We start from the raw sequence: 26,869 nt of genomic DNA on the forward strand, positions 1-26,869 counted from the left end.
GAATCAACTTTGGTTATTCTCTTTTTTTAGGTGGATGACTTAACAACTCAAATGCTTTTTGGGTAGCTTTATTAAAACTGTCGAAAATATGATCTTCCTGGATCAAATCGTTCAATTGGTATTTTTCGAATTTTGTTTTGACCTGAGGATTCAATCCTGAAAGAAGTATAGTAATGTTCTTATTTTTCAAAATCTTAATGGTATCCTTCAGGTTGTGCAATCCTGTTTGATCAATGAAAGAAACATGTCGCATTCTAATAATTAGGACCTCACATTTTAACCCGATTTCCTCAATAGCCTCTGAATATCTTCTTGCAGATGCAAAGAACAAGGGTCCACTGATCTCATAAATATTTAGACCGGCAGGTAGTTCAGAATAATTCTCGATTACATCAGTATCTATAAAATCATCGATACGTTTTTCGCTAAAATCCGCCATCCTTTTCATAAACAGAATGGCCGACAATACCACCCCTACCTCAATGGCCAAGGTTAAATCGAAAAATACCGTAATGAAAAAAGTGGTCAATAATATAAGGATATCAAAATAAGAACCTTTGAGGATAGATACAAAAGACCTCCATTCACTCATGTTATAAGCGACCACGATTAATATACCCGCCAAACAAGACATAGGTATCAACTTCGCCCATTGGCCCAAGAACAACATGATCAGCAATAAGGTCATTGCATGTACCATTCCTGAAATGGGTGTTCTACCCCCGTTTTTCACGTTAGTAGCAGTACGGGCTATAGCTCCTGTAGCAGGAATTCCTCCAAAAAATGGTGTTATGATATTTGCGATTCCCTGGGCAATAAGTTCGGTATTGGAACGGTGTTTTCCCCCAATCATACCATCGGAAACAACTGCTGAAAGTAAGGATTCAATACCTCCCAACAAAGCTATGGTCATTGCAGGTGCGACATAATTTTGTAATTGGTTCCAATGAATATCAGGAATGGTTATCTGAAAATTATTAGGGATCGTACCAAAAAAGCTCTCGATGGTAGGTACATCAATTTTCAACAGATAGACCAAAGGAGTTATTAGTATAATAGCAATGAAGGAACCCGGAATTTTCGTTGTTATTTTTTTTGAGAAAACCGTAATCAAAATTGTTATGGCAGTTAATGTAAATGCCTCCCAATTAATATGATCCAAGTTCGAAAAATAGACCAACCATTTTTCATGGAATTCGGAAGGTACCTTATCTATAGGTAAACCCAAGGCATCCTTGATCTGTGTGGAAAATATTACGATTGCAATACCACTTGTGAACCCTACGACCAATGATAAAGGAAAATATTTGAGTAAGGTACCCAACTTCAGCAATCCAAAGATAATCAGTAACATGCCGGCTAATATGGTAGAAATAATCAATCCATCTATACCATATTTCTCCACGATACCATAGACGATAACAATGAAGGCACCTGTTGGCCCACCGATCTGCACACGACTACCTCCCAGTAATGAAATCAAAAAACCCGCAACTATGGCCGTTATAAGTCCTTTTTCCGGGGATACTCCCGAGGCTACGGCAAAGGCTATGGCCAAAGGTAAGGCCACAATGCCTACTACAATGCCCGATAAAACATCATTGGATAGTTGTTTCTTATCCAATCCTGATTTTAAAACTGTGAAGAATTTAGGTTTAAAAATAGTATTCATAATAATATTTCTCCTTTAAAATTTATTCGAACAAAATCCAAATTATTACCCATGTACCTCTATTGGATTATCGATGTTCCTTTGATATTAGTGGTGTTTTACGAATTAACCCGTTTACGGATCAAATGAATTTCATTCTGTGTTAAATTCGTGTATTGCAGGTAAGGCTTTATTGTCAAAATCGAACAATGCTTGGTTTTCCCAAGGCGATGCTTCCGTTGATTCGCTCCCCTTCCATGAAATAAGCTCAGCTCCCCAATAACAAAAGCCTAATCCGTTTTCTACTTGATTCATTATTGTTCTAATTTGCGCTATAAAGTTCTGTTGCCCTTCGCGAGTCGCAGGGTAGTCCGGCAGTATCAATTGATCATTCGATCCAACGATATTATCCGTCCAATCATCCCAATCCAATGTAAAGGGATAGGCCGTTTCTGCTATTAGCACATCCTTTGAGTACGTATTGCCCAAACTTTGTATGGTGGTTTGGAGGTCATTTAACGATTTTCCGTGCCATAAGGGATAATATGACAACCCTATGATATCATAATCCAAGGTATGTACTTGATTGAAAAACCAATCGGAACCCTCAATACCCGCAAAATGCAAAATAATCTTTGTCTCTTCTGAAACAGCTCTCACTGCGGTAATTCCCTCATTCACCAACATCTTAAAATTATCCGGATTCTTTGAAATATCCCCATAAGGATGAAGTAAGCCAGAATTGATTTCATTCCCGATTTGAATGTAATCGGGTTGAAGTTCGGTCATAACCCTTTTGGTATAGTTAAAGACACTGTCTTTTATACCGGAAAAATCCAATCCTTGCCATTGCATTGGTATTTCCTGGTGGGCAGGATCGGCCCATGTATCTGAATAATGAAGCGTCAACCAAGTTTTAAATCCCTGGGTCTTAAGTGTTCTGGAAAATGTTTTCACTTCGTTGAATCCCGAATGTTCTCCTTCCGGATTTACCCATAAACGCAAGCGAATGGTATTGACTCCGTTTGACTTTAGTATGTCCAGAAAATTGCTCTCTTTGCCTTCAAGGTCATAGAAAATGGGATTTGATTCCGATATTTCAGGATAGCTCGAAATGTCAACCGCTGCAATGGTCTTTGAATCTGTATACGATGTGTCGGCTACATGTACCTCGTCCTTGGCGCAAGAAATAACAACCAAAAAAGGTAAAACAAATTGAATAATTCTATTCATTGCCTATGTAACATTAAGCAGTCAGGTCCCAAAACTTGGAAACAAATAATCAGTGTTAGTATATAATACTATCGAAGAGATGTACAGCAACTTAAATACAACCCAATATTCCCCCGAATTTTAGATTATGGCATGTATTCAAAGGGAATGTAAAATCACATTGATAGCGAAGACTAGGCCTTCATCAATTCCTCTATCTCTTCTACTTCAATGGGTATATTGGCCATAAGGTTGAAAGGCTCCCCTTTTTCTTGGATTACCACATCATCCTCAATTCGAATACCCATATTCTCTTCCGGAATGTAAATGCCCGGTTCAACGGTAAAGACCATATTGGCCTTCATAGGGGATTTTAATGGTCCATAATCATGGGTATCCAATCCGATATGATGACTGGTACCGTGCATAAAATACTTTTTATAGGCAGGCCAGTTTTTATCCTCATTTTGTACATCGGCCTTGTCCAACAAGCCTAAGCCCAACAGTTCCGAAGTCATGATATTCCCTACTTCCTTATGATACTCTGCCCAATCGGTACCGGGTACCAACATTTTCGTAGCTTCGTTCTTCACCCTTAATACCGCTTGGTATACTGCTTTTTGACGTTCGGTAAACCTTCCATTTACAGGAATGGTCCTTGTGAGGTCACTGGAATAATTGGCATATTCAGCAGCAACATCCATCAACAACATATCCCCATCCTTACACTGCTGATTGTTCACGATGTAATGCAGCACATTGGCATTGGCACCGGATGCTATAATCGGGGTATAGGCAAAACCTTTAGAGCGGTTTCGGATAAACTCATGTAAAAGTTCGGCTTCGATCTCATATTCCCATACACCCGGTTTTACAAAGCCCAATAATCTTCTAAAACCTTTTTCTGTAATATTACAGGCCGTTTGCATCAAGTCGATTTCTTCAGGCTCCTTAACGCCTCTTATTTCCTGTAAAATAGGATTGCTTTTGGCGACCTTATGCCCTGGGAATTTTTGTTTGCAATCCCGGATAAAACGATCTTCGCGGGTTTGGGTCTCCACGGACTGTCTGTAATGTTCATTGGTATTGAAATATATTGTATCCGCTTCGGTCATTAAGTTAAAAAACACCTTGTCAAACTCACTCAACCAATAAATGGTTTCGATTCCGGATATTTCCGTTGCCTTTTCCTTTGTCAGTTTTTCACCTTCCCAAACGGCAATATGATCATTGGTCTCACGTACAAAAAGGACCTCACGAAGTTTCTTGTCATGGGCATCCGGAAAAAGCAATAAAATACTTTCTTCCTGATCGGCTCCACTTAAATAAAAGATATCGCGATGTTGCTCAAATGGCAAAGTACTGTCCGCACTTACGGGATAGATATCGTTGGAATTAAACACTGCAATACTCGAAGGCTCCATTTTAGACATGAATTTCCTGCGATTCTTAATAAAAAGTTCACTGCTGATCTGTTCGTATTTCATGTGGAATGTATTTGGACCACAAAATTAATAATTCCGATATGTAAAGGGTCAATTTCTAAATTTAATTATCTTAGTAAGGATAAATTAAATTACGGCATCCCTATATTATCAAACTCGTTGGAGATTTTTTCTGTTTAAGGGATTCTTCCAATCGTCCATTTCATATGAGTTCAAGATTTTTTATAGTTTTCCTATTATTCTTTTCATTCAATAGCAATGCACAGACTGATGCTGAAGTATTCAAAAACTTGAAATTCCGATTTATAGGTCCTGAAGGTAACCGGACCATTGCCATTGCCGGCATTCCAGGAAATCCTATGATCAATTATATCGGCGCGGCCTCAGGAGGTTTATGGAAAACAACGGATGGCGGGGTAACTTGGAAATCGATTTTCGATGATCAGGATGTTTCTTCCATTGGTTCTTTAGCCATAACCCCTACAAATCCCGATGTTATTTGGGTGGGTACAGGGGAAACATTTGTTATAAGGCCTGCCCATGCCATGGGGGACGGTATTTACAAGTCGGAAGATGCAGGTAAGACCTGGAAGAACATGGGACTTGAAAAAACAGGCCGAATAGGCCGCATCGTTGTTCACCCTACCAATCCCGATATCGTTTATGCAGCTGCCTTGGGTCATACCTATGGACCTCAGCAGGAGCGCGGTGTGTACAAGACCATTGATGGTGGTAAAAGTTGGAAACAAATCCTATTCATTGACGAAAATACGGGAGCTGCGGATATTGCCTTGGATCCTAAAAATCCAGATAGGTTATTGGTCGGCATGTGGTCCATACATATAAATACATGGGGTTTGAACAGTGGTGGTCCCGGTGGCGGTATATACCGATCCCTTGATGGGGGTGACACATGGCAAGCGCTCACAGAAAAAGGATTACCGGGAGGAAAAAACAATCCCGTTGGAAAAACCGGTGTCGCCATTTCCCATTCAAACCCCAATACAGTCTATGCCCTTTTTGAGATTGATAGTCCGGCCCTCTATAAATCGAATGACTTTGGTGAAACATGGACACTCCAAACCCGCAACCACGATATCAATGAGCGAGCCCCCTACTACACTCGCATGGCCGTATCGACCAATGACCCCAATGAGATCTATTTTGCGAATGTAAAGTTCAGCACTTCAAAAGATGGTGGCAAAACCCTAAAAGGTGGTTACAAGGCAGGTGGCGATAATCATGATATATGGATAGACCCAACCAATGCCGACCGTATCATGGTCGCACATGATGGAGGAGCGAGTATTAGTCTTAATCATGGGGAAACTTTTCAAAGGGTGGTACTACCCATCGCCCAAATGTACCATGTGGCCGTAGACGACCAAATACCTTATAACGTCTATGGAAACCGTCAAGATGGCTACTCTTATAAAGGTCCCAGCAATAGCCTGCAAGGATATATACCAATTGGTTTATGGAAAGGAGTGGGCGGATGTGAAAGTGGATTTGCGCAACCAGACCCCTTTGACAACGATGTTGTCTGGTCGGGTTGTTATGATGGTGGATTGGAAAGGTACAATGCAAAAACAGGACATTCACAAGATGTTCGCGTATGGCCTGAAGCGGGTTACGGCTGGGCCCCTGCCGAAATGAAATACCGCTGGCATTGGAATTTCCCCCTTGCCTTTTCTCCCCATGTAAAACACAGGGTTTATGTAGGAAGTCAATATGTGCATAAAAGTGATGATAACGGTCAAAGTTGGCAGGTAATCAGTCCAGACCTTACCCTAAACGATAAATCGCACCAACAAAGTTCAGGGGGTATTGCCAAAGACAACCTTATGACCTTTGACGGTTCTACCTTATTTGCGATACAGGAATCAAAAATAGAAGCCGGGGTAATATGGACAGGTAGTAATGATAGTCAAGTACAATTCACTCGAAACGGAGGTGAAAGTTGGACGAACGTGACCCGAAACATCCCCAACCTACCAAAATGGGGTACTATATCCAATATAGAAACCTCTCGGTATAAAAAAGGCACTGCGTACATCAGTGTGGACCTACATCAAATGGGTGATTTTAATCCTTATATCTACAAAACAGAGGATTATGGCAAAAGTTGGAAATTGATAAGTGGCAACATTCCAAAGTCGGTTCACAGCTTCGTTCATGTCATCAAAGAAGATCCCAAAAGGGAAGGTATGCTTTACGCCGGGGTTGATAATGGTTTGTACATCAGTCACGACGACGGCGCCCATTGGATGCGCCTGCGAAATAACCTACCCCCTGCACCGGTATATTGGCTCGAAATTCAGGAGCGTTTTGATGATTTGGTGGTCGGTACCTACGGCAGGGGCTATTACATCCTTGATAATATTTCTCCCCTTCGTGAATTCGATTCGTACGCCAAAAAAGAAGAAGCCCATTTGTTTAGCTTACGACAAGCCTATCGCTTTCAACAAAAAGAAAGTATAAAGACCGATGGACCCAGTAATAACTCTGGCCGAAACCCAAAGTACGGGGCAGATATCAACTATTACTTAAAAGATAGTACAGATCAAAAAGTGGAAATACAGATATTGGATGCCAACAATGATATCATACGTACGTTAAAAGGTGAAAATGACAAAGGCATTCATAGAACCGTATGGAATTTACGATACGAACCCACCTACAAGCCCAAATTAAAGTCGACCCCACCCGGAAGACCATGGGTACAGCTCAACGGGGAAGGTTGGCGCCCATTGGTTACATGGGATTTGGATCTATGGCGTGGACAATTCGGGCCACGGGTAGTGCCCGATACCTATAAGGTAAAACTCATAATAGGTAAAGATGAATATGTTCGTGAATTGACCGTTCTTAAAGACCCAGCATCTGAAGGCACATTGGAAAGTATTAAGGAACAAGTAGCTTTTTCGTTGGAATTAAGGGATGCCATGAACTATGCAGTTAACTTAATCAATGATCTAGAAACCCTAAGGGCCGAATTGAATGAAGTTCTCCCCAGCTTAAAACGTGAAAATGACATTCAACGTGCGACAGAGCTCCGAAAAATGGCCGAATCAATATCAGGTTCTTTATATGACATTCATTTGACTGGAGCACGGGAAGATGCCTTTCGATCACCCATGAAACTTTATGGTAGATTAAGTGCCTTGGCCAGCGATATTGGGGCGAATGGAGCAGATTTTAAACCAACCGACCAACAACGTGAGGTTTATGCCATTTTCAACAAGCGTTTGGAAAACGTAAATGAAAAGTTTAAAAAGTTCATGAAGGTCGATGTAAAACAATTGAACTCCCAACTGAAAAAGAGCAAATATCAAATTCTACTGGATAGAAAAATTAAATCTTAGACCGTAATATATTATTTATTGACGGCTAAGGCCTTCAATTCTTCGGCATTCATTTTTATGATATTAACGTCCAAAGATATTGGTGTTAAAGGCTGGTCAATGGAATCCCTTGGGCTGTTCACAATGGCATCAACGACGTCCATTCCCTTGATTACTTTTCCGAATACGGTATAATCCCCGTCCAATCGGTGTACCCCATTTTTGTTTTGAACAATATAAAATTGACATCGGGCCGATAGTTTACCAGGGTTATCATCCCTGCCGGCACCTACCGCGCCATATTCATGTGACAATTTATCATTGAATTCCGGTTCCAAAAGATATTCGGGATCATTAAAACCTTCAGGAGTATCAGGACAACCACCTTGGGCCACAAAATCGGGAATTACCCTATTGAATGTAAGAGAATCCCAATACCCATTTTTAGCCAATTGCAAAAAACTTTGTTTGTGATTTGGTGTTTCATCATACAACCAAATCAAAATTTCCCCTTTTGGGGTTTTAATTTGCCCTACTTCAAGCTTTGTTTGGTTACCACAAGTGGATAATAAGAACAAAACCGGTAAAAATAATTTATACATTTCCTGAATCTTTCGGTCAAGTTATAAAAAAGAGAGTAAATAAAATGGAATAACCACCTTAAGGGTATCACGAAACAGAAAGACTTCAAATACTCTAAACCGACCGATCAGTCGGTTTTGTCCTGTTTATTCCAACATACAAACAACTGTAACAAAGGTTAGAAGCCGAAATAACCGATTAAAGTCCAGTATTATATACTAAATTATAAGTATGAACAATGTGACAGACCAAGCGGTTTGTGATCTTGGGCTCCTTACTTCGGACAAATCCATCTTGATGTACGTCTTTTTATCAAACCTTTTATTCAGATCGGCTTTCCTATATGAAAAAGGGCATCGCCTTGATTTACTACAGCTTGGTGGTTTATACTGAAAACAAAACCATCAAAAGGGGCCTTTATTTTTTTACTATGCTTGGTATATGTATCGGTTACAATACCCATTTCCTGGCCTTTTCGAACCTCGATTCCGTTTAAGATTTCTGGAATGAACATTCCTGCAGTTGGTGCGCGAAGCCATTTACGCTCACCCAGCAAAACCGGGTCATTTCGTTCACCGAGATTCGGAGCTGCCCTTTCACTCATCCCAAAATTACTAAGTACATTACGTATACCTTGCATCCCTTCTTGAATTGAAAAATCATCAAAACGCATACTTTCACCGGCTTCAAAAACAATTGCAGGTTTACCCAAACGAAAGGCAGCATTCCTGAACGACCCTTTGATCAAACGGGACGAAAAAGAAAATGGCGCATTAAAAATCGTTGCTAATTCCTTGCTTTTTAAATCATTTTGGGTAAAACGTGTTTGCGGATAATTATGGCGTTGGGCGCCACCTGTATGCAAGTCGATGGCAAAATCTATTTGGTGAAGAATCTGAGAAGCATAATGATAGGCCATACGGCTTGCCATAGAACCGGACTTTGCACCGGGGAAACTACGATTAACATCTTTCCCGTCGAGCGCATCACGTGAAAAATGAATGAATCCGAAAACGTTTAAAATAGGAACGGCAATAACGGCACCTTTATCAATTGCAAAATAATTTTCATGCAACATTCTACGTACGATCTCTATACCATTGACCTCATCACCATGTAACCCTGCCTGTACCAATAGGGTGGGCCCAGGTTTTTTTGCATTGAAAACATATACAGGTATATCGATAAGGGTGCCCGTCGGAAGTCTATCAATTTTAATATGGACAGATTTATTTTCCCCTGGAAGAACGGCTTCCCCCCCAATTTCAATGATTTTATTTTCTTTTTCTTGAAACATTCTTTTCTACAAACAATATTATTTCCTTGGCTATGTTGATTCCTGTTGCCGATTCAATACCCTGCAGGCCCGGAGAAGCATTTACCTCAATAAGCAAAGGTCCCTTTTTAGAACGTATAATATCAACCCCTGCAACCCCCAAGCCAAGATGCTTGGTTGCATTCAAAGCCATATGTTGCTCCTTGGGGGTAGGTCTTATCGCTTCTGTTGAACCACCCCGATGTACATTAGAACGAAAATCCTCCACATCACTACTTCTTTTCATGCTCGCGACTATCTTTTGGCCCACAACAAAAATACGAATGTCCTCTCCGTTAGATTCCTCAATATACTTTTGGATAAGAATACTGGTGTCCATCTTATAAAAGGTATCGATAATCGATTTAGCCGATTTTTTAGTTTCGGCCAAAATCACCCCAAGCCCTTGCGTACCTTCCTGAAGTTTAATGATAACAGGTGGCCCTCCCAATAACTCTATCTGATGCTCAATGTCATCCGGATTTATTGAAAACAACGTTTCAGGAATGGGAATGTGCTTGCGCGATAGAATCTGCAAGGTCCTAACTTTATTCCTTGCCCTGGAAATACTCAATGCATGGGCCGTACTGAATACCCCGTTCATCTCAAACTGTTTAACTATGGCCGCTCCGTGTTTGGTGACTTTTGCCCCTATTCTTGGAATAATGGCATCAAAAGCATCGGTAATATTCTCATTTAGGTAATAGACCTTGGGGTTTCCCGAGCCTAATTTCACCGAGCATTTTGTATGATCGATCAACTCTATATAATGTCCACGTTCCTCAGCCTCTTCCGCAATGCGTTTTGTAGAGTACACATTCATACTCACAGAAAGAAGTCCAATATCCATCGAATCTAGTTGGTTGGTTTAAGTGATTTGAATGTAATATCGGTTAAAAATCGGAATATGGCTAATTACCCCATCAAATTATTGGTTCATAAAGAAAGTTACAATTTGCGGAAATATAAAAATGAAACCTTGGCCAATCCTATATATTTTTACTCAAATCTGTTTTTCCAATCCTAATAATTGAAAAAAAACCTCATAACTAATATGAAAATGCCCTTAAAAAAAGCTTTTCAAATGATTGGTTTTTCAGCGTATGGCTTTTACGAATTTTATGACTGTTTTATCCTAAATAAAGACGAGCTGTAACCCCTATTCCTTGATGAAAATTAAAAAACAACTGTTATTAACTGATTTCCAATGGTTCTACTAGTAATATTTGCACTAATTATGTCCTATTTCTTGTTTAAGAATGTTCTATTGAACAGGCTTTTTTCGCATGAAACTTTAAACAGATTTTGTACGTGCTTAAAATGAATCTAAATAAGGCTACTTAAGTACTTCAAAACTTGTCCATAATTCATCGGTAACGTAAATTTGCACCTCAAAATCAACAACCAATGAGCGGGTTCTTTAATTCTTCGATAGGTAGAAAATATGCAATGGCATTTTCTGCTTTTTTTCTTATTATTTTTTTAGTCATCCATTTAGCGGTAAACATTACATCTGTCTTTAGTGAAGATGTGTTCAATGACCTCTCCCACTTCATGGGCACCAACCCTTTAATACAATTTGGGCTTCAACCCATTTTGATTTTTGGTGTGGTTTTCCATTTTGTTATGGGATTTGTTCTTGAAGCTAAAAACAAAAGCGCCAGGAACATTAAGTATGCCAGGAACAATGGCGCTGCCAATTCCACATGGATGAGCCGAAACATGATTTATAGTGGATTGGTCATCTTGGCCTTTATCGTACTACACTTCATTGATTTCTGGATTCCTGAATTGAATACAAAATATGTTCAAGGCGATATGTCTGGCCTTTTGGCGGACGGAGAAGGTTTTCGTTATTTCGAAGAGCTACAACATAAATTTGTTAACCCTTTAAGGGTAGGTGCTTATGTAATTGCCTTTATTTTATTGGCGCTGCATTTATTGCACGGCTTTACTTCCGCTTTCCAATCCGTAGGAGCGACCATGGGAAGACAAAAAGCAATGAAAAATATTGGCAAGGCATATTCGATCCTTATTCCATTAGGATTTATAGTTGTTGCCCTCTTCCATCATTTTAACCATTAATACCATTTACCTATGTCTGTACTAGACTCAAAAGTGCCCGAAGGGCCAATAAAAGACAAGTGGACTAACTACAAGGATAAAATAAACCTTGTAAACCCTGCGAACAAACGTCACATAGACATTATTGTGGTTGGTACTGGATTAGCAGGAGGATCTGCTGCTGCTACCTTGGCAGAGCTGGGATACAATGTAAAAGCTTTTGCCTACCAAGATTCCCCTCGTAGAGCACACTCAATAGCAGCGCAAGGTGGTATTAATGCCGCTAAAAACTATATGGGCGATGGTGATTCTACTTACCGTTTGTTTTATGATACCGTAAAAGGTGGCGATTATCGTTCACGTGAGGCGAATGTTTATCGTTTGGCCGAAGTTTCTTCCAATATCATTGACCAATGTGTTGCACAGGGGGTTCCTTTCGCACGTGATTATGGAGGGTTGTTAGACAACCGTTCGTTCGGTGGTGTATTGGTTTCAAGAACATTCTATGCCAAAGGACAAACCGGTCAACAATTATTACTTGGCTGTTATTCGGCCATGAACCGTCAAATTGCCCGTGGTAAGATTGAAATGCACAATCGCCATGAAATGCTTGATGTTGTTAAGATTGATGGGAAAGCCCGTGGAATTATTGCCCGTAACTTAATTACAGGTGAAATTGAGCGTCATTCCGCTCATGCCGTTGTTATTGCCACCGGTGGTTATGGTAATGTTTATTTCCTTTCGACCAATGCAATGGGATCCAATGCAACTGCAGCATGGAAAATACATAAAAAAGGAGCGTTTTTCGCAAATCCTTGTTTTACACAGATTCACCCAACCTGTATTCCCCGATCGGGAGACTACCAATCTAAATTAACGTTAATGTCAGAATCATTGCGTAATGATGGTAGAATTTGGGTGCCAGCCAAACTAGAGGATGCCAAAGCTATTCAGGAAGGTAGATTAAAACCAACGGAATTGGCCGAAGAAGATAGGGATTACTATCTAGAACGCCGTTACCCTGCTTTCGGTAACTTGGTGCCACGTGATGTTGCTTCAAGGGCCGCAAAAGAACGTTGTGATGCCGGTTACGGTGTTAACGCAACTGGTGAGGCCGTATATTTGGATTTCGCAGCGGCTATCGAACGATATGGAAAAGTACAAGCTAAAATCCAGGGTATATCCAATCCTTCCAAAGAAAAAATCACCGAATTAGGTGAGGCCATCGTAGAAGAAAAATATGGAAACCTTTTCCAAATGTATGAGAAGATCGTAGATGAGAACCCATACAAAACACCTATGATGATCTATCCTGCAACCCACTATACCATGGGAGGGGTTTGGGTAGATTATAACTTAATGACAACTGTTCCCGGTCTTTACTGTATCGGGGAGGCCAACTTCTCCGATCACGGTGCCAACCGATTGGGAGCCTCTGCCTTAATGCAAGGTTTGGCCGATGGTTATTTTGTTCTACCTTATACTATCGGTGATTACTTAGCCGATGATATTCGAACAGGTGCCATCCCAACCGACACCAAAGAATTCGATGAAGTTGAAAAAGAAGTAAAAGACAAAATCGATTTCTTCATCAATAACAATGGAACAAAATCGGTAGACTATTTCCACAAACGTTTAGGTAAAGTAATGTGGGATAAAGTCGGAATGTCACGTAATGAAAAAGGGTTAAAGGAAGCAATGGCCGAAATTAAACAGATTCGCGAAGAATTCTGGAAAGAGGTCAAAGTTCCTGGATCAGCAAACGAAATGAACCCGGAGTTGGAAAAAGCCGGTCGTGTTGCCGATTTCTTAGAACTTGGTGAATTATTCGCCAAAGATGCCCTTGTTCGTGAAGAATCCTGTGGAGGTCACTTCCGTGAGGAATCCGTTGAATTGGACGGAGAACAAAAAGGGGAAGCCAAACGTAACGATAAGGATTTTGCCTTCGTTTCCGCCTGGGAATACAAAGGGGAACCTGCTGATGCGGTATTGCACAAAGAGCAATTGGAATTTAAGGATATTGAATTAAAACAACGTAGTTATAAATAGTAATATGTAGCTGTAGCAGTGGGTATGATGACGATAACCTGCTAATATCATTAACCATATTACTTAATACTCATATAGTATGAATCTAACGCTTAAAATTTGGAGACAAAAAGGACCACAGGACAAAGGCAAGATGGTCGATTACAAAGTGTCTGATATTTCCGAACATATGTCTTTCTTGGAAATGATGGATGTTTTGAACGAACAGCTTGTAAATTCTGGCGAAGAACCTGTTGCTTTTGACCACGATTGTCGCGAAGGTATTTGCGGTATGTGTTCTTTACATATAAATGGGGAAGCCCATGGTCCCGATAGAGGAATTACCACCTGCCAATTGCACATGAGAATGTTCAAGGACGGTGATACCATAACCATTGAACCATGGAGAGCCAAGGCTTTTCCCGTAATAAAGGATTTGGTAGTAGATAGAAGCGCTTTTGAGCGTATACAACAAGCTGGTGGTTATATCTCTGTGAACACCTCAGGAAATACCCAAGATGCCAACTCGATCCCGATTTCAAAACATGCTGCTGATGAAGCCATGGATGCTGCCGCCTGTATCGGATGTGGTGCTTGTGTCGCTAGTTGTAAAAACTCTTCGGCCATGTTGTTCGTTGGGGCAAAAGTCTCTCAATTCGCCCTATTGCCACAAGGCCAGGTTGAAGCCACGGACCGAGTCAAGAACATGGTTGCCCAAATGGATTTGGAAGGTTTTGGTAACTGTACCAATACCGGTGCATGTGAAGTTGAATGCCCTAAAGGGATTACTTTGGAGAACATTGCACGTATGAACCGTGAATTGTTCAAAGCCAGCCTTATTAAGTTCTAAATATTAAGTTTTATCATATAATTAAAATCCCAACCGAATTCGGTTGGGATTTTTTATTTTTATATATGTCTAAAACCTATCCCGAAAATCACATAAAAGTTCCAAGATTCAATGAAGCATCTGGCTTTTATACTACGCCAGAACGATCAAAGATTATGGGAAAAATAAGAGGGAAGAATACCAAGCCAGAACTTGCCTTTCGAAAGGCGCTATGGGCTTCAGGGTACAGATATAGAATAGATTCCAGAAAATTAATCGGAAGGCCAGATATTGTGCTCAACAAATATAAAACCATTGTCTTTATTGATGGGGAATTCTGGCATGGCTTCAATTGGAAAGAACGTAAGGCCAAGTTAAGGACAAATCGAGAATTCTGGATTGCCAAAATCGAGAGAAACCAGCAACGGGACAGAGAAGTTAACGCTGAACTCAAAAGACTTGGTTATACGGTTTTCCGGTTTTGGGATAAAGAAATTAAAAAAGACCTGGAAGGGTGTTTAGATAAAGTTATTGCCCATTTGAAATTGCAATCAGAACACGGTAGATAAAAGCTAGTTCATAGACTTATCAGAATTCTGGGATAGTTCATACCTCATCAACCAATCCATCTGTTTGTCTTTTCCTATATAATAGGGGTGTTTCCCAAATTTCACGAATCCGTGTTCTTTATAAAAAGAGATTGCCCGGGTATTCTTTTCCCAAACTCCCAACCATAAAAACGATTTTCCAGTTTTTAAGGCCAATTGCTTCACTTTCGCAATAATATACTTACCTATGCCCTTCCCCTGATAAACGTGCCTTACATATATTCTTTCGAGCTCTATGGTATCGTCTTGTTTAAGATCGGACTGTGCATCCCCAATATTAAGCTTAAAATAGCCGACAAGAATATTTTCCAGATAAACGAAATAAAAAAAAGTATTCAAGTTGTTTAATTGACTTGACAACTCCTCCTCACAAAAAGCGGAATCAATATACTTTCTAAAATCGTCAGGGTCATTGTCCTTTTCAAAGGATTCACTAAAAGTGGATTTAGATATATGCACTAGAACTTTTAAATCTGACAATGTACATTTACGAAACTCCAATTCCATAATTCTTGTTTTCACTAAAAATAAAAAAAGCCCTGATAGTCATCAGGGCTTTTTTTATTTCTTATACGAAAAAGATTAAATCATGAATAATTTTTTAATCAATAAAACTATGCCGTGATAAAAATCATTTTTGTAAACTAAAATCTCATTTTCATTTGAAGGGTGGTTAATTTGGGCATCCATATTAATTAGGTTTGGGGATAGATTTATACTTATTGATTTCTTCACCATAAATATAATTCAAAACACCCATTTTCCCTAAAATATTGTTGTGAATTACACTGAAATTGTTGTGAAAAATTCGAAAAACAAATTTTATCGATGAACTACCTGAAAATAGGCTTCAAATATTCATTTCCGGAACTTCCCCATCAACGATCAATCGCCCCTCAGTTGCCCTTTTTATGACCTCAACAGTAACTCCCGGTGCCCTTTCCAACAGCTTAAAACCTTCATTGGTAACCTCGAGTACGGCAAGGTTAGTGACTATCTTTTTTACACAACCAACACCCGTTAAGGGTAGTGTGCATTTTTTAAGCAATTTTGATTTTCCGGCCCTATTGGTATGCATCATTGCCACAATGATATTTTCAGCAGATGCAACCAAATCCATTGCCCCTCCCATACCTTTGACCATTTTACCCGGAATTTTCCAATTGGCAATATCACCGTTCTCAGCAACTTCCATAGCCCCTAAAATAGTCAAATCTACATGTCTACCCCTGATCATAGCAAAACTTGTGGCAGAATCAAAGAACGAAGCTCCTGGCAAGGTGGTAATCGTTTGCTTACCTGCATTAATGATATCGGCATCCTCTTGACCCTCAAAAGGAAAAGGACCCATACCTAATACCCCGTTCTCACTTTGGAACTCCACACTAATATCATTCCTGACAAAGTTGGCCACTAGGGTAGGAATACCTATCCCGAGATTAACATAATACCCGTCCTTGACTTCTTTTGCAATACGCTTTGCGATACCGTTCTTGTCTAACATCAGTTTCTTGGTCTTACTGTTCGTTGTTCAATTCTCTTCTCATACTTTTCCCCTTGGAATATACGTTGTACGAATATTCCCGGTACATGGATTTCATTTGGATCTAAGGAGCCCGCTGGTACCAACTCTTCAACTTCCGCTACCGTTATTTTGGCCGCACCACACATACACGGATTAAAATTACGCGCCGTACCTTTAAAGATCAAGTTTCCCGCTTCATCCCCCTTCCATGCCTTTACGAATGAGAAATCGGCCTCAAAAGCCTTCTCCAAGACGTACATCTTACCATTGAATTTCCGTGTTTCTTTACCCTCGGCAACCTCGGTACCGTAACCAGCTGGAGTATAAAAGGCAGGGAAACCGGCTTGTGCCGCCCTGCATTTTTCCGCCAACGTTCCTTGAGGGGTAAGTTCAACTTCCAATTCACCACTCAACATTTGACGTTCAAACTCATCGTTCTCCCCTACATAGGAAGATATCATCTTTTTAATCTGTTTATTTTGTAAAAGTAGTCCCAATCCGAAATCATCGACACCTGCATTATTTGAAATGCAATAAAGACCGCTGACTTGTAACCGAACCAATTCCGATATCGCATTCTCGGGTATTCCACACAATCCAAAACCGCCAAGCATCAAAGTCATTCCATCTTTGACCCCTTTTAAGGCATCTTGAACATTATCTACTGTTTTACGAATCATAATATCCTTCTATTCAATTGATAATCAGAAAAAATCCATTGATACTAAAATAAGGTTTTAAAAAGAAAATGCCCTTAACTTTAATTAAAAAGTAAGGGCATTCACTTCTGTGCCTTAAATAGACCGAAGGTTCAGAAATCTAAGTCATCAAGGTCATCATCTAAATCCTTTTCCGTATCAGCGTCATCCGCAGGTTTGGAACAATCCAAATTAATGGACATATTTTCAGGTTCTGCAAATGCACCATCAGAGACCCCTAAATCCTTATCTGCGTAATTCTTTTTCATATATAATCCCCAAATAGGTAAGGCCATTGATGCTCCCTGCCCATAAGTGATTGTTTTAAAATGTACAGACCGGTCATCACCACCGACCCATACACCGGTGACCAAATTTGGAACCATACCCATAAACCAGCCATCACTATTGTTCTGGGTAGTACCTGTTTTACCGGCTATCGGATTTTTAAATTCATAGGGGTACCCGGTAATGATCTCTTTATACTCAGGACGCCATTTATCATAGCCCGTAGTACGTAACCGTGTTCCTGAACCTCCTTGGGTAACTCCTTCCATAAGATTGACCATGGCGTAGGCCACTTCCTTACTCAAAACATCCTTGGTTTCCGGTACATACTCATACAAAACGGTTCCGTTCTTATCCTCGATACGGGTAACCATTACAGGTTTTACGTATACTCCTTGGTTGGCAAAAGCCCCATAGGCACCTACCATTTCATAAACACTAAGGTCGGGTGTCCCCAAGGCAATCGAAGGTACTTCGGGAATCTCACTTGTAATCCCAAGGTTCTTCACAATCGAAACAACGGATTTAGGCCCTACCCGGTCTATCAATTGGGCCGTTACACTATTTTTGGAATTGGCCAATGCCCTTTTCAATGTATACATCTCACCGGAATATTTACCTTCGGAGTTTTTAGGGCACCAAGGTTCCGGGTTCCCGTGCTTTTCCGCCTCTATACAATACTGCGTATCCGGCAGTTCATAACATGGGGATAACCTCAATTGATCTATAGCCGCAGCGTAAACAAAAGGTTTGAAAGTGGATCCTGCTTGTCGCGCACCTTGATACACATTGTCATATTGAAAATGCCTATAATCAACACCACCTACCCAAGCCTTTACGTGGCCTGTTTGGGGTTCCATGGACATCATTGCCGTTCTTAGGAACGATTTATAATATCGAATAGAGTCCATAGGGGTCATTATCGTATCCTTTTCATGGGAATCACTGTTCCAATCAAAGACGGTCATCTCTGTTTTCTTTGTGAATGAACTACGTATATCCTTTTCTGATTTGCCCTGTCTTTTCATTTGGCGCCACCGATCGGAATTCTTCATGGCACGCTCGATGATATTGTCTATTTCCGATTTATCCAAATCCAGGAAAGGGGCCGTTTTATTACGATCGGGTGTGTTTTGATGGAAAAATTCTGCCTGTAAGCGCTTCATATGTTCTTGTACCGCTTCTTCAGCATTGGCTTGCATTCGGGAATCGACGGTAGTATAGATCTTCAATCCATCCAAATAAAGACTCCATTTGTCCCGTTCTCCTTCAACAGCGGGTTTTGGATTTTTTTTGATCCAGTCGTTCATGAAACCTTGTAGATACATCCTAAAATAAGTTGCCAATCCTTCACGGTGGTTCTCGGGATTGAAATGTACTTGCATTTCCAAAGCCTGTAAAGAATCTTTTTCCTGTTCTGTGATATAATCGTATTTGGCCATTTGGGCTAATACGGTATTCCTTCTATTGAAAACCAGTTCTTCCCGTCTTAACGGATTGTAATATGAAGAATTCTTCAACATACCTACCAGCATAGCGGACTCCTCAATTTTTAGATCTTTAGGTTCTTTTCCGAAATATATCTTTGAAGCCGAACGAATTCCATCAGCCGCATATCCGAAATCGTAAACATTCAAGTACATGGCAATGATCTCGTCTTTGGTATACTGCCTTTCCAGACGTGTGGCCAAAACCCATTCCTTTAATTTTTGAAGTATCGCTTGGGTCTTTTTCTCCTTCTCACGGGCCCCAATGAACAACTGACGTGCCAACTGTTGTGAAATGGTACTAGCGCCCCCTTTTTTTCCTAAATAAGCAAACGCCCTTAAAGTTCCCCTGGCATCTATTCCCGAATGTTCATAAAAACGTGCATCTTCAGTCGCAATCAACGCATTGACCAAATTCTCCGGTAAATCGTCAAACTTGATCGGGGTTCTATTATCATCCAAATAGAACTTTCCAAGGGTTTCTCCATCAGAAGAAAAAATTTCAGATGCCAAATTGGTCTGTGGGTTCTCCAAATACTCAAAAGGAGGCAGTTCGCCAAAAACTCCCCAAGAGGCCAGTTGAAACAACAATGCCCCGGAAAGAACACCCAAAGTGAACAAGATCCAGAACCATTTAACAAATTTAGAAAAGCCTTTATTGGTGGTTTTCTTTTTGGCCTTCACCGTTTTTTTACTCATTACTCTTTACTATTTCAAATCCTACATCGGTAATACCCTCGAGGTTAATGATACCATCAACATTGCCATTTTTACGCATGGCTTGGGATAAGCGTAATGTATATACGCCAGAAGAAGGAAAAACGATGTTTTCCTTATACCATAATTTATTTTCCTTGATGCTGCCATAACCTTTACCAAGCCATGTGCCGTCAGGTTCTGCCATAATATACTCTAAAGTATCGGTAACGGTTTCTCCATTTGGATAATCCAGTGCGGCGATAATAAAAAGGTTGCTATAAGGAAATGTATTATCGTTTCGAACATTAATGAACATATGGTGTTTTTGAATCGTATCCAATCCTGAGAAATTAAACTCCATTATACTATCCTTGTTCCATGAACCGTTTTCAGTGGGTTTAAATTCTGTTTTTACGATGGAATTGTTACAGGAAACCATAAAAACAATCCCAATAAATGCCAATATTCCCCTAAGCATTATTCTGACGTTTTTTTCTGTTATTTCTCCTTTTCTTATTCTTGTTTCTGTTATTCCGTCGTTTAGGTTTATCAAAACGCGTTAAACTATCTTGGCCAACTACATTTTCGAAGACCACCTTTTCCTCAACAATATTGTCAACAGCATACTCCTCTAGGCTTGTTACCTTTTCTTTCTTTTTGTTCTTGCCGATAATCTCTATGACCTGATCTTTGGAAAGCATATGCCAGTTAGATGGCTCATCTTTATATGAAAACCACAAAGTAGACTTGAAAATATCTGATTTCTGGCAAAAGGCCATTCCTTTTTCGGTAAACAACTTGGTGTCTTGTGAAGGAAAATCCTTTAATGCCTCTAAATAAAGATCCAGCTCATAGTTGAGACAGCATTTCAATTTGCCACATTGCCCTGCCAATTTCTGAGGATTCAACGAGAGCTGTTGGTAACGTGCAGCGGACGTACTCACCGACCTGAAATCTGTTAGCCATGTTGAACAGCACAATTCCCTTCCACATGAACCAATACCCCCTAAACGTTGTGCTTCTTGGCGATATCCTATTTGGCGCATTTCTATACGAATGCCAAAAGCCTTTGCCATATCCTTTATCAACTGACGAAAATCGACCCGATCTTCAGCTGTATAATAAAAAGTGGCCTTGGAACCATCTCCTTGGAATTCCACATCAGAGATTTTCATCTGCAATTTCAATATGATGGCAATCTCACGGGAACGTTTCTTTATTTCCTCCTCACGATCTCTTGCCTTTTGCCAAATATCGATATCTTTTTGGGTAGCCTTGCGGTATAATTTGGGGATTTCTTCGGCATTGTCCCGTACCTTTTTCTTTTTCATCTGCACCCTGACCAGTTCACCTGTTAGGGTAACCATGCCTATGTCGTGGCCAGATTGGGCTTGTGTGGCCACAATATCACCAATTGAAAGTGTTAGATTTTCCGAATTTCTGAAGAATTCTTTTCTGCTATTTTTAAATCGGACCTCAACAATGTCGAATGGTTTTTCACCATTTGGAAGTGACATGTTGGAAAGCCAATCAAACACCGTTAATTTATTACAACCATCTGTACCACAAGTCCCATTGTTCTTGCAGCCTTTTGGTTGTCCGTCCTTACCGGTTGAACAACTGTTGCAACCCATATTTTGTATGTTGATCCCGAAACGCCATACGACAAATCGGGAAAAGGTTCATATTAATCTTATCGGTAAAGGTAGTAAATTTTTAATGTGCTAAAAAGTTATCTCAACTTACACAGGTTCTTCGTTCCTTTGTTCCTATTTCAAGAAAGTTTAAAATTCTGGATGTTCGTTGATATGGATAAACAAAAAGGGGTAAGTGACTCCATTCTTTACCTGATGAGTCTTTCCGCAGGTTTGATCGTAGCAAACCTTTATTACAACCAGCCCTTACTTCACTTGATCTCGAAAAGTTTCGGGGCAACCGAATCTGCCGTGAGCAATGTGGCATTGGCCACACAACTGGGCTATGCCGTGGGGTTACTTTTTGTGATTCCACTTGGGGATATGGTTTCCAATAAAAAAATACTGAAAATCGATTTCTCCCTTATGATCATTTCTTTAATGGCAGCGGTTTTCTCCACCTCGCTCTGGTTTCTTGTAGCCGCAAGTTTTTTTATCGGTTGTACTTCGGCCTTACCTCAATTATTTGTGCCTATGGCCGCTCAATTATCGAATCCCCAAAACAGGGGTCGCGCTATAGGGATCGTCATGAGTGGCCTGCTCATCGGTATTTTGGCAAGTCGTGTTATCAGTGGTTTCATTGGTGAGCAGTTTGGTTGGCGCACCATGTATTTGGTAGCTTCTATAATGATGCTTTTTCTTTTTATAGTTCTCAAGTTAAAACTGCCACAAGTTGAACCGGTCTATAAGGGCAATTATAGGAATTTGATGAAGTCATTGGTTCATTTTTTTAAAGCAGAACCGTCTTTACGTTTGGCAGCAGTTCGTGGCGGACTGTCATTCGCTGGTTTAAGTGCCTTCTGGACTACCTTGGTTTTTCTAATGGAAGATAATTTCGGCTATGGAAGCGGTGTCACCGGAACCTTTGGACTAGTAGGTGTTGTTGGGGCATTGGCAGCATCAGTTGTCGGAAAATTAAGTGATAAGATGAGCAAAAACCGAATCATAATTACGGCGACACTCATCTTTATTTTCTCATGGACGGTCTTTTTATTTTCCCATCATTCCATAATCGGCATTATTATTGGCGTTATTTTGATAGACCTTGGACAACAATCGCTTCATATCGCCAACCAAAACATCATATTTTCCAAAAACGAAAATGCCCGAAATCGCGTAAATACGGTTTATATGGTAATCTTTTTCATGGGAGGAGCCCTGGGAACGGTTTTAGGCGCCCTTGCATGGCAACATTATCAATGGACAGGCGTATCTGTCCTAGGTCTTGCCCTTTCCCTACTTTTGTTATTGGTTCATTTGGTCTTTGGCAACAAAAGGATTTGAACCTATTTTTTAAACTTCAATACTTGGGACCGCCCTTTTTTGAAAATCTTATTGCTCACCGTTTTTCCTTTTCGCAGTGCCTTTTGCTCTTCATAGGGCAATGCATGGATTTCTTTGCACTCATTTGAACAACAATCGTTCATTTCTTTGGCACAATCCTCGCATTGGATAAACAACAAGTGACAGGCTTCATTTGCACAATTTACATGCGTGTCACAAGGTTTGCCACATTGGTGGCATTGTGCGATGATATCCTCGGATATTCGCTCTCCCCTTCGATGATCGAAAACAAAATTCTTACCTATGAACTTGTTTTCCAAGTTCTGGTCATTGGCCTGTCTGGCATATTCTATAATACCTCCTTCTAACTGAAAAACGTTCTTAAAACCTTTATACTTATAATATGCACTGGCTTTTTCACAACGGATACCCCCTGTACAGTACATAACCAGTTTCTTATCTTCTTTGAAAGCTTCTAAATCCTTTTCAATAATATCCAAAGAATCGCGAAAAGTGTCAACATCGGGAGTTATGGCGTTCTTAAAATGACCTATTTCACTCTCATAATGATTTCGCATGTCAACCAAAATCGTATCCGGATCCTCAATAAGTTCATTGAATTTTGCCGCGTTTACGTGAACACCTTTATTGGTAACGTCAAAAGTTTTGTCGTTCAACCCATCGGCCAATATTTTCTTCCTGACCTTGACCTTTAATTTCAGAAAAGATTTATTGTCCTGCTCTATAGCGATATTCAACCGTACGTCTTTCAGAAAAGAAATACTATCCAAATGGTCTTTAAATGCCTCGAAATTCTGGGCTGGAACTGATAATTGGGCATTTATTCCCTCATGGGCCACATAAATTCGGCCAAGGACATCGAGTTCGTTCCAATGAATGAATAAGTGGTTCCGGAAAATAGTCGGATTTCCTATGTGTGCATATTGGTAAAAGGAAATGGTCAGACGTTCTAGACCGGCCTGTTCAATAAGGGCTTCCCTTTCCATTGCACTTAAAGTATTGTACAGTTGCATGCTATACGAATCGTTAAGTTAAAGAATAGTTTTCGGGCAAATATAAAATAATCCTAGAGTATCTTAGTCGTAATGATTTTAACCGGGCACGCCAATTGCGCTTGCTTGCAGGGTTCATAAATTGCATTGTCATGCGATTTAATGGTGAAAAAGCCTTTTTTGTCCGTAGACCTTAGCAAAACACTTTTGCCATCTTTTTTTGACATCTGAAACTGTTCTGGGGCCAATTCAACACAGTAATTACAGCCAATACATTTCTTGCGTTGCAGGGTAACGACGACCATTATTCCTTCACAATTTTATACAATTTGTCCGATGGTCTAATTTTAAACCCGGTTGGAAACGTACAACTATTGCCTTTTTCGGCCACAGCAGCCTGAATATCATCGACCATCATTTGATCTAATTCCAATTCTTGTACCCCAGTTGTGGGTCCGGTAATCAATAAGGTGTCACCAACCTTTATATCAAAGGCCTCGATTTTGAATTCTGCGATTCCCGGTCTTGGATAATAATGTACCCCTTTGCCCACATACACTTTTTTTTGTGTGGCTTGTGTTCCGGGTCCGTCGCTCCATTCCCCTAGTTTCTGTCCTAAATAATACCCTCCCCAAAATCCACGGTTATAGACTTTTTCAAGGGCTTTCATCCACACATCGATTTTCTCTTTGGTAAATGTTCCTTCAGCATAGGAATCAATCGCCTCCCTATACGTTTTTATTACGGTGGCCACATATTCAGGTGCCCTACCCCTGCCTTCGATCTTTAAGACCTTAACACCTGCATCAATGATCTGATCCAAAAAGTCGATCGTACAAAGATCCTTGGGTGACATCATATATTCATTATCGACTTCGATCTCAAATCCACTTTCTTGGTCAATGACCGTATACTTTTTTCGACAATTTTGTTTACATGCCCCTCTATTGGCCGATGAGTTATGGGAATGTAAGCTCAGATAGCATTTCCCGGATACAGCCATACATAATGCGCCATGGCCAAAAACCTCAACTTCAATTAAGTTTCCCGAGGGACCTTTTACTTCCTCCTTTTGTATTTGCGAGCAGATATTCTTGATTTGCCTTAAACTTAATTCCCTACTCAAAACCACAGTATCGGCAAATAAGGAATAGAACTTTACCGCTTCAATGTTGGTAATATTTATTTGGGTAGAAATATGAACTTCCATATCTATTTGCCTAGCATAGGCAATTACGGCTTGATCCATAGCAATAACAGCGGTTATACCCGCTTTTTTTGCCGTATCCAGGACCGTTTTTATGATCGATAGGTCATGATCATAAATAATAGTGTTAAGCGTAAGATATGTCCTAATATTCTTTTTGCTGCATCGTCGTGTTATTTCCGGTAAGTCATCCAAAGTAAAATTAATGGTTGCCCGCGCCCGCATGTTCAATTGCTCCACGCCAAAATATACCGAATCGGCTCCATTGTCGATGGCCGCCTGTAGGGATTCGAAATTCCCTGCCGGAGCCATTAATTCTATCTTTCCATTTCTTGTCATACCTACAAGGTGCTATATTTTTTGGACTGCAAAGATACATTTTATAGGCATATTACCATTCTACCCGGCTAATTATAAGGGTTATAGTACCTTAATCGGGCTAGAGATTAATTTTGCCCTTTAAATTTGATGATTAAGAAATTGGGATATTGGTGTTAATATTCAGGGAAACCATTCCTTACTTGCTCAACCTATAAGTCCTGAAGCGCCTTACATGCTCGTCGTACTGGGGTTTCGCTAATAAAAAAAGAGTCTTGAAATTTTCAAGACTCTTAATTCGGTCACCCTATTTTCTTCTTTTTCATAGCTCTTCAATAGTTGCAAAAAAGGAATTGACCACCATTGTCCATTGTACAAAAACAAATGGTTCATATATTGAGTTAGTATATGCATTTTAAACTTTAGATGACATTTTTGCCAAAGGGTTGCGTTTTTAATTCGGTGAAGCCCAGACTGGTTGTGTATAAAATAATTTGGAGTGATGGAAATATGCCAAAAGAAATGGTAAATTAGCGTTCCTAATAAAAATAAAAGATGAGTTCTGAAAAAGAAGCAAAATTAAAAGCATTAAAACTAACCTTAGATAAACTGGACAAGACCTACGGCAAAGGCGCCGTTATGAAGATGGGCGATAGTGTTGTTGAGGATGTCGAAGTAATCCCATCTGGATCTTTAGGGCTAGACATCGCCTTGGGTGTGGGTGGATATCCGAGAGGAAGGATCATTGAAATATACGGTCCTGAATCTTCCGGTAAAACAACCTTGACCCTACATGCCATTGCCGAAGCACAAAAAAATGGTGGTATCGCTGCCTTTATCGATGCAGAGCATGCCTTTGATCGTTTTTATGCGGAAAAATTGGGCATCGACATTGACAATTTAATTATTTCACAACCTGATAATGGTGAGCAAGCCCTTGAAATCGCCGATAACTTGATTCGTTCGGGGGCCATTGATATAGTCGTAATAGATTCTGTTGCCGCCTTGACTCCAAAAAGTGAGATCGAAGGGGAAATGGGAGACTCCAAAATGGGTCTTCATGCACGATTAATGTCACAGGCCCTTAGAAAGCTTACGGGATCGATCAGCAAAACACATTGTACGGTAATCTTCATTAACCAATTAAGGGAAAAAATAGGGGTCATGTTCGGTAACCCTGAAACAACGACCGGTGGTAACGCCCTTAAATTCTATGCATCTGTTCGATTGGATATTAGAAGGTCTACCCAAATCAAAGATACCGATGGTGGAGTCCAAGGTAATAAAACACGGGTAAAAGTTGTAAAGAACAAAGTAGCTCCGCCTTTCAGATTGGCAGAATTCGACATTATGTACGGAGTGGGTATTTCTAAAGTCGGTGAGATTATCGATCTTGGTGTCGAATATGAGATCATAAAGAAAAGTGGTTCTTGGTTCAGTTATGGTGACACAAAACTTGGACAAGGTAGGGATGCCGTAAAATCCCTCTTGAATGACAATCCCGAATTGTACGAGGAACTTGATGCTAAAATCCGTGAAGCGATTAAAGCTGTCAAATAATCCTTTACACCATATAAT

General features: G+C 40.2%; 22 protein-coding genes. 7 read left to right on the top strand and 15 right to left on the bottom strand.

What is annotated here, in order from left to right; all coding sequences use genetic code 11:
• Positions 1 to 13: 13 nt before the first annotated feature.
• The 3 genes from R3X28_RS01440 to R3X28_RS01450 form a co-directional block, all read right to left on the bottom strand.
• Positions 14 to 1,672 carry a sulfate permease gene (locus R3X28_RS01440; protein ID WP_317661871.1) on the bottom strand — a complete coding sequence of 553 codons (1,659 nt, stop codon included), beginning with the start codon at positions 1,670 to 1,672 and terminating at the stop codon, positions 14 to 16.
• Between the two features lie 132 nt (positions 1,673 to 1,804).
• Complete coding sequence (locus R3X28_RS01445; RefSeq protein WP_317661873.1) at positions 1,805 to 2,884, bottom strand: arabinogalactan endo-beta-1,4-galactanase; 1,080 nt, start codon at positions 2,882 to 2,884, stop codon at positions 1,805 to 1,807.
• Positions 2,885 to 3,057: 173 nt separating this feature from the next.
• A complete protein-coding gene (locus R3X28_RS01450) occupies positions 3,058 to 4,350 on the bottom strand; it encodes an aminopeptidase P family protein (RefSeq protein ID WP_317661875.1) in 1,293 nt (430 codons plus the stop codon).
• 164 nt (positions 4,351 to 4,514) lie between these two features.
• Between R3X28_RS01450 and R3X28_RS01455 the strand changes: the two genes are divergently transcribed.
• The gene (locus R3X28_RS01455) at positions 4,515 to 7,673 is read left to right on the top strand and encodes a VPS10 domain-containing protein (protein WP_317661877.1); all 3,159 of its coding nucleotides are present in this window, start codon (positions 4,515 to 4,517) and stop codon (positions 7,671 to 7,673) included.
• An 11-nt stretch (positions 7,674 to 7,684) separates the two neighbouring features.
• Here R3X28_RS01455 and R3X28_RS01460 read toward each other — a convergent pair whose 3' ends face one another.
• The 3 genes from R3X28_RS01460 to R3X28_RS01470 form a co-directional block, all read right to left on the bottom strand.
• Positions 7,685 to 8,254 carry a peptidylprolyl isomerase gene (locus R3X28_RS01460; protein ID WP_317661879.1) on the bottom strand — a complete coding sequence of 190 codons (570 nt, stop codon included), beginning with the start codon at positions 8,252 to 8,254 and terminating at the stop codon, positions 7,685 to 7,687.
• Between the two features lie 305 nt (positions 8,255 to 8,559).
• Positions 8,560 to 9,531 carry a succinylglutamate desuccinylase/aspartoacylase family protein gene (locus R3X28_RS01465; RefSeq protein ID WP_317661880.1) on the bottom strand — a complete coding sequence of 324 codons (972 nt, stop codon included), beginning with the start codon at positions 9,529 to 9,531 and terminating at the stop codon, positions 8,560 to 8,562.
• Positions 9,509 to 10,399 (bottom strand): RimK family alpha-L-glutamate ligase, encoded by an 891-nt coding sequence (locus R3X28_RS01470; RefSeq protein ID WP_282054059.1) that lies wholly within the window; start codon positions 10,397 to 10,399, stop codon positions 9,509 to 9,511. Before R3X28_RS01470 ends, R3X28_RS01465 begins: the two co-directional genes overlap by 23 nt.
• Before the next feature lie 557 nt (positions 10,400 to 10,956).
• Here R3X28_RS01470 and R3X28_RS01475 point away from each other — a divergent pair.
• The 4 genes from R3X28_RS01475 (at position 10,957) to R3X28_RS01490 (ending at position 15,039) form a co-directional block, all read left to right on the top strand.
• Positions 10,957 to 11,634 (top strand): succinate dehydrogenase cytochrome b subunit, encoded by a 678-nt coding sequence (locus tag R3X28_RS01475; protein ID WP_154365903.1) that lies wholly within the window; start codon positions 10,957 to 10,959, stop codon positions 11,632 to 11,634.
• 12 nt (positions 11,635 to 11,646) lie between these two features.
• On the top strand, positions 11,647 to 13,662 hold the full coding sequence (locus R3X28_RS01480; protein WP_317661882.1) for a fumarate reductase/succinate dehydrogenase flavoprotein subunit: 2,016 nt from the start codon (positions 11,647 to 11,649) through the stop codon (positions 13,660 to 13,662).
• Positions 13,663 to 13,741: 79 nt separating this feature from the next.
• Positions 13,742 to 14,491 (top strand): succinate dehydrogenase/fumarate reductase iron-sulfur subunit, encoded by a 750-nt coding sequence (locus tag R3X28_RS01485; RefSeq protein WP_154365907.1) that lies wholly within the window; start codon positions 13,742 to 13,744, stop codon positions 14,489 to 14,491.
• Positions 14,492 to 14,556: 65 nt separating this feature from the next.
• Complete coding sequence (locus R3X28_RS01490) at positions 14,557 to 15,039, top strand: very short patch repair endonuclease (RefSeq protein ID WP_317661884.1); 483 nt, start codon at positions 14,557 to 14,559, stop codon at positions 15,037 to 15,039.
• Positions 15,040 to 15,042: 3 nt separating this feature from the next.
• On the opposite strand, the gene R3X28_RS01495 is transcribed toward R3X28_RS01490, so the two are convergent.
• From R3X28_RS01495 to R3X28_RS01520, 6 genes are all read right to left on the bottom strand, one after another.
• A complete protein-coding gene (locus R3X28_RS01495) occupies positions 15,043 to 15,585 on the bottom strand; it encodes a GNAT family N-acetyltransferase (protein ID WP_282054056.1) in 543 nt (180 codons plus the stop codon).
• Positions 15,586 to 15,928: 343 nt separating this feature from the next.
• The gene (locus tag R3X28_RS01500; protein ID WP_282054054.1) at positions 15,929 to 16,582 is read right to left on the bottom strand and encodes a 3-oxoacid CoA-transferase subunit B; all 654 of its coding nucleotides are present in this window, start codon (positions 16,580 to 16,582) and stop codon (positions 15,929 to 15,931) included.
• Positions 16,582 to 17,283 (bottom strand): CoA transferase subunit A, encoded by a 702-nt coding sequence (locus tag R3X28_RS01505; RefSeq protein ID WP_282054053.1) that lies wholly within the window; start codon positions 17,281 to 17,283, stop codon positions 16,582 to 16,584. Before R3X28_RS01505 ends, R3X28_RS01500 begins: the two co-directional genes overlap by 1 nt.
• Positions 17,284 to 17,414: 131 nt before the next feature.
• The gene (locus R3X28_RS01510) at positions 17,415 to 19,775 is read right to left on the bottom strand and encodes a penicillin-binding protein 1A (protein WP_317661887.1); all 2,361 of its coding nucleotides are present in this window, start codon (positions 19,773 to 19,775) and stop codon (positions 17,415 to 17,417) included.
• Entirely contained in the window at positions 19,768 to 20,253 is a 486-nt protein-coding gene (locus R3X28_RS01515; protein ID WP_154365918.1) for a gliding motility lipoprotein GldH, read from the bottom strand. Before R3X28_RS01515 ends, R3X28_RS01510 begins: the two co-directional genes overlap by 8 nt.
• A complete protein-coding gene (locus tag R3X28_RS01520) occupies positions 20,246 to 21,409 on the bottom strand; it encodes a regulatory iron-sulfur-containing complex subunit RicT (RefSeq protein WP_317661890.1) in 1,164 nt (387 codons plus the stop codon). The genes R3X28_RS01515 and R3X28_RS01520 overlap by 8 nt, the downstream gene beginning before the upstream one ends.
• A gap of 87 nt (positions 21,410 to 21,496) precedes the next feature.
• Here R3X28_RS01520 and R3X28_RS01525 point away from each other — a divergent pair, with 87 nt between their 5' ends.
• Entirely contained in the window at positions 21,497 to 22,753 is a 1,257-nt protein-coding gene (locus R3X28_RS01525) for an MFS transporter (RefSeq protein ID WP_317661892.1), read from the top strand.
• A gap of 2 nt (positions 22,754 to 22,755) precedes the next feature.
• Here the strand turns inward: R3X28_RS01525 and R3X28_RS01530 are convergent, their stop codons facing one another.
• The 3 genes from R3X28_RS01530 to R3X28_RS01540 are packed head-to-tail and all read right to left on the bottom strand — an operon-like array spanning position 22,756 to position 25,312.
• The gene (locus R3X28_RS01530) at positions 22,756 to 23,787 is read right to left on the bottom strand and encodes a rhodanese-related sulfurtransferase (RefSeq protein ID WP_317661894.1); all 1,032 of its coding nucleotides are present in this window, start codon (positions 23,785 to 23,787) and stop codon (positions 22,756 to 22,758) included.
• A 53-nt stretch (positions 23,788 to 23,840) separates the two neighbouring features.
• On the bottom strand, positions 23,841 to 24,071 hold the full coding sequence (locus tag R3X28_RS01535; RefSeq protein WP_154365924.1) for a ferredoxin: 231 nt from the start codon (positions 24,069 to 24,071) through the stop codon (positions 23,841 to 23,843).
• Positions 24,071 to 25,312: a peptidase U32 family protein gene (locus R3X28_RS01540; protein ID WP_317661896.1), complete on the bottom strand. Its 1,242-nt coding sequence runs from the start codon at positions 25,310 to 25,312 to the stop codon at positions 24,071 to 24,073. Before R3X28_RS01540 ends, R3X28_RS01535 begins: the two co-directional genes overlap by 1 nt.
• Before the next feature lie 534 nt (positions 25,313 to 25,846).
• On the opposite strand from R3X28_RS01540, the gene recA reads away from it, so the two are divergent.
• The gene (recA, locus tag R3X28_RS01545; protein WP_154365928.1) at positions 25,847 to 26,851 is read left to right on the top strand and encodes a recombinase RecA; all 1,005 of its coding nucleotides are present in this window, start codon (positions 25,847 to 25,849) and stop codon (positions 26,849 to 26,851) included.
• Positions 26,852 to 26,869: the final 18 nt, after the last annotated feature.

This window comes from Maribacter sp. TH_r10, assembly GCF_033101095.1.
In the GTDB taxonomy this organism is placed as follows: Bacteria; Bacteroidota; Bacteroidia; order Flavobacteriales; family Flavobacteriaceae; genus Maribacter_A; species Maribacter_A luteus.

Bases quoted from the DNA above. Each gene is read 5' to 3' on its own strand.
- R3X28_RS01440 (WP_317661871.1), bottom strand. From the start codon at position 1,672: ATGAATACTATTTTTAAACCTAAATTCTTCACAGTTTTAAAATCAGGA.
- R3X28_RS01445 (WP_317661873.1), bottom strand. From the start codon at position 2,884: ATGAATAGAATTATTCAATTTGTTTTACCTTTTTTGGTTGTTATTTCT.
- R3X28_RS01450 (WP_317661875.1), bottom strand. From the start codon at position 4,350: ATGAAATACGAACAGATCAGCAGTGAACTTTTTATTAAGAATCGCAGG.
- R3X28_RS01455 (WP_317661877.1), top strand. From the start codon at position 4,515: ATGAGTTCAAGATTTTTTATAGTTTTCCTATTATTCTTTTCATTCAAT.
- R3X28_RS01460 (WP_317661879.1), bottom strand. From the start codon at position 8,254: ATGTATAAATTATTTTTACCGGTTTTGTTCTTATTATCCACTTGTGGT.
- R3X28_RS01465 (WP_317661880.1), bottom strand. From the start codon at position 9,531: ATGTTTCAAGAAAAAGAAAATAAAATCATTGAAATTGGGGGGGAAGCC.
- R3X28_RS01470 (WP_282054059.1), bottom strand. From the start codon at position 10,399: ATGGATATTGGACTTCTTTCTGTGAGTATGAATGTGTACTCTACAAAA.
- R3X28_RS01475 (WP_154365903.1), top strand. From the start codon at position 10,957: ATGAGCGGGTTCTTTAATTCTTCGATAGGTAGAAAATATGCAATGGCA.
- R3X28_RS01480 (WP_317661882.1), top strand. From the start codon at position 11,647: ATGTCTGTACTAGACTCAAAAGTGCCCGAAGGGCCAATAAAAGACAAG.
- R3X28_RS01485 (WP_154365907.1), top strand. From the start codon at position 13,742: ATGAATCTAACGCTTAAAATTTGGAGACAAAAAGGACCACAGGACAAA.
- R3X28_RS01490 (WP_317661884.1), top strand. From the start codon at position 14,557: ATGTCTAAAACCTATCCCGAAAATCACATAAAAGTTCCAAGATTCAAT.
- R3X28_RS01495 (WP_282054056.1), bottom strand. From the start codon at position 15,585: ATGGAATTGGAGTTTCGTAAATGTACATTGTCAGATTTAAAAGTTCTA.
- R3X28_RS01500 (WP_282054054.1), bottom strand. From the start codon at position 16,582: ATGTTAGACAAGAACGGTATCGCAAAGCGTATTGCAAAAGAAGTCAAG.
- R3X28_RS01505 (WP_282054053.1), bottom strand. From the start codon at position 17,283: ATGATTCGTAAAACAGTAGATAATGTTCAAGATGCCTTAAAAGGGGTC.
- R3X28_RS01510 (WP_317661887.1), bottom strand. From the start codon at position 19,775: ATGAGTAAAAAAACGGTGAAGGCCAAAAAGAAAACCACCAATAAAGGC.
- R3X28_RS01515 (WP_154365918.1), bottom strand. From the start codon at position 20,253: ATGCTTAGGGGAATATTGGCATTTATTGGGATTGTTTTTATGGTTTCC.
- R3X28_RS01520 (WP_317661890.1), bottom strand. From the start codon at position 21,409: ATGGGTTGCAACAGTTGTTCAACCGGTAAGGACGGACAACCAAAAGGC.
- R3X28_RS01530 (WP_317661894.1), bottom strand. From the start codon at position 23,787: ATGCAACTGTACAATACTTTAAGTGCAATGGAAAGGGAAGCCCTTATT.
- R3X28_RS01535 (WP_154365924.1), bottom strand. From the start codon at position 24,071: ATGGTCGTCGTTACCCTGCAACGCAAGAAATGTATTGGCTGTAATTAC.
- R3X28_RS01540 (WP_317661896.1), bottom strand. From the start codon at position 25,312: ATGACAAGAAATGGAAAGATAGAATTAATGGCTCCGGCAGGGAATTTC.
- recA (WP_154365928.1), top strand. From the start codon at position 25,847: ATGAGTTCTGAAAAAGAAGCAAAATTAAAAGCATTAAAACTAACCTTA.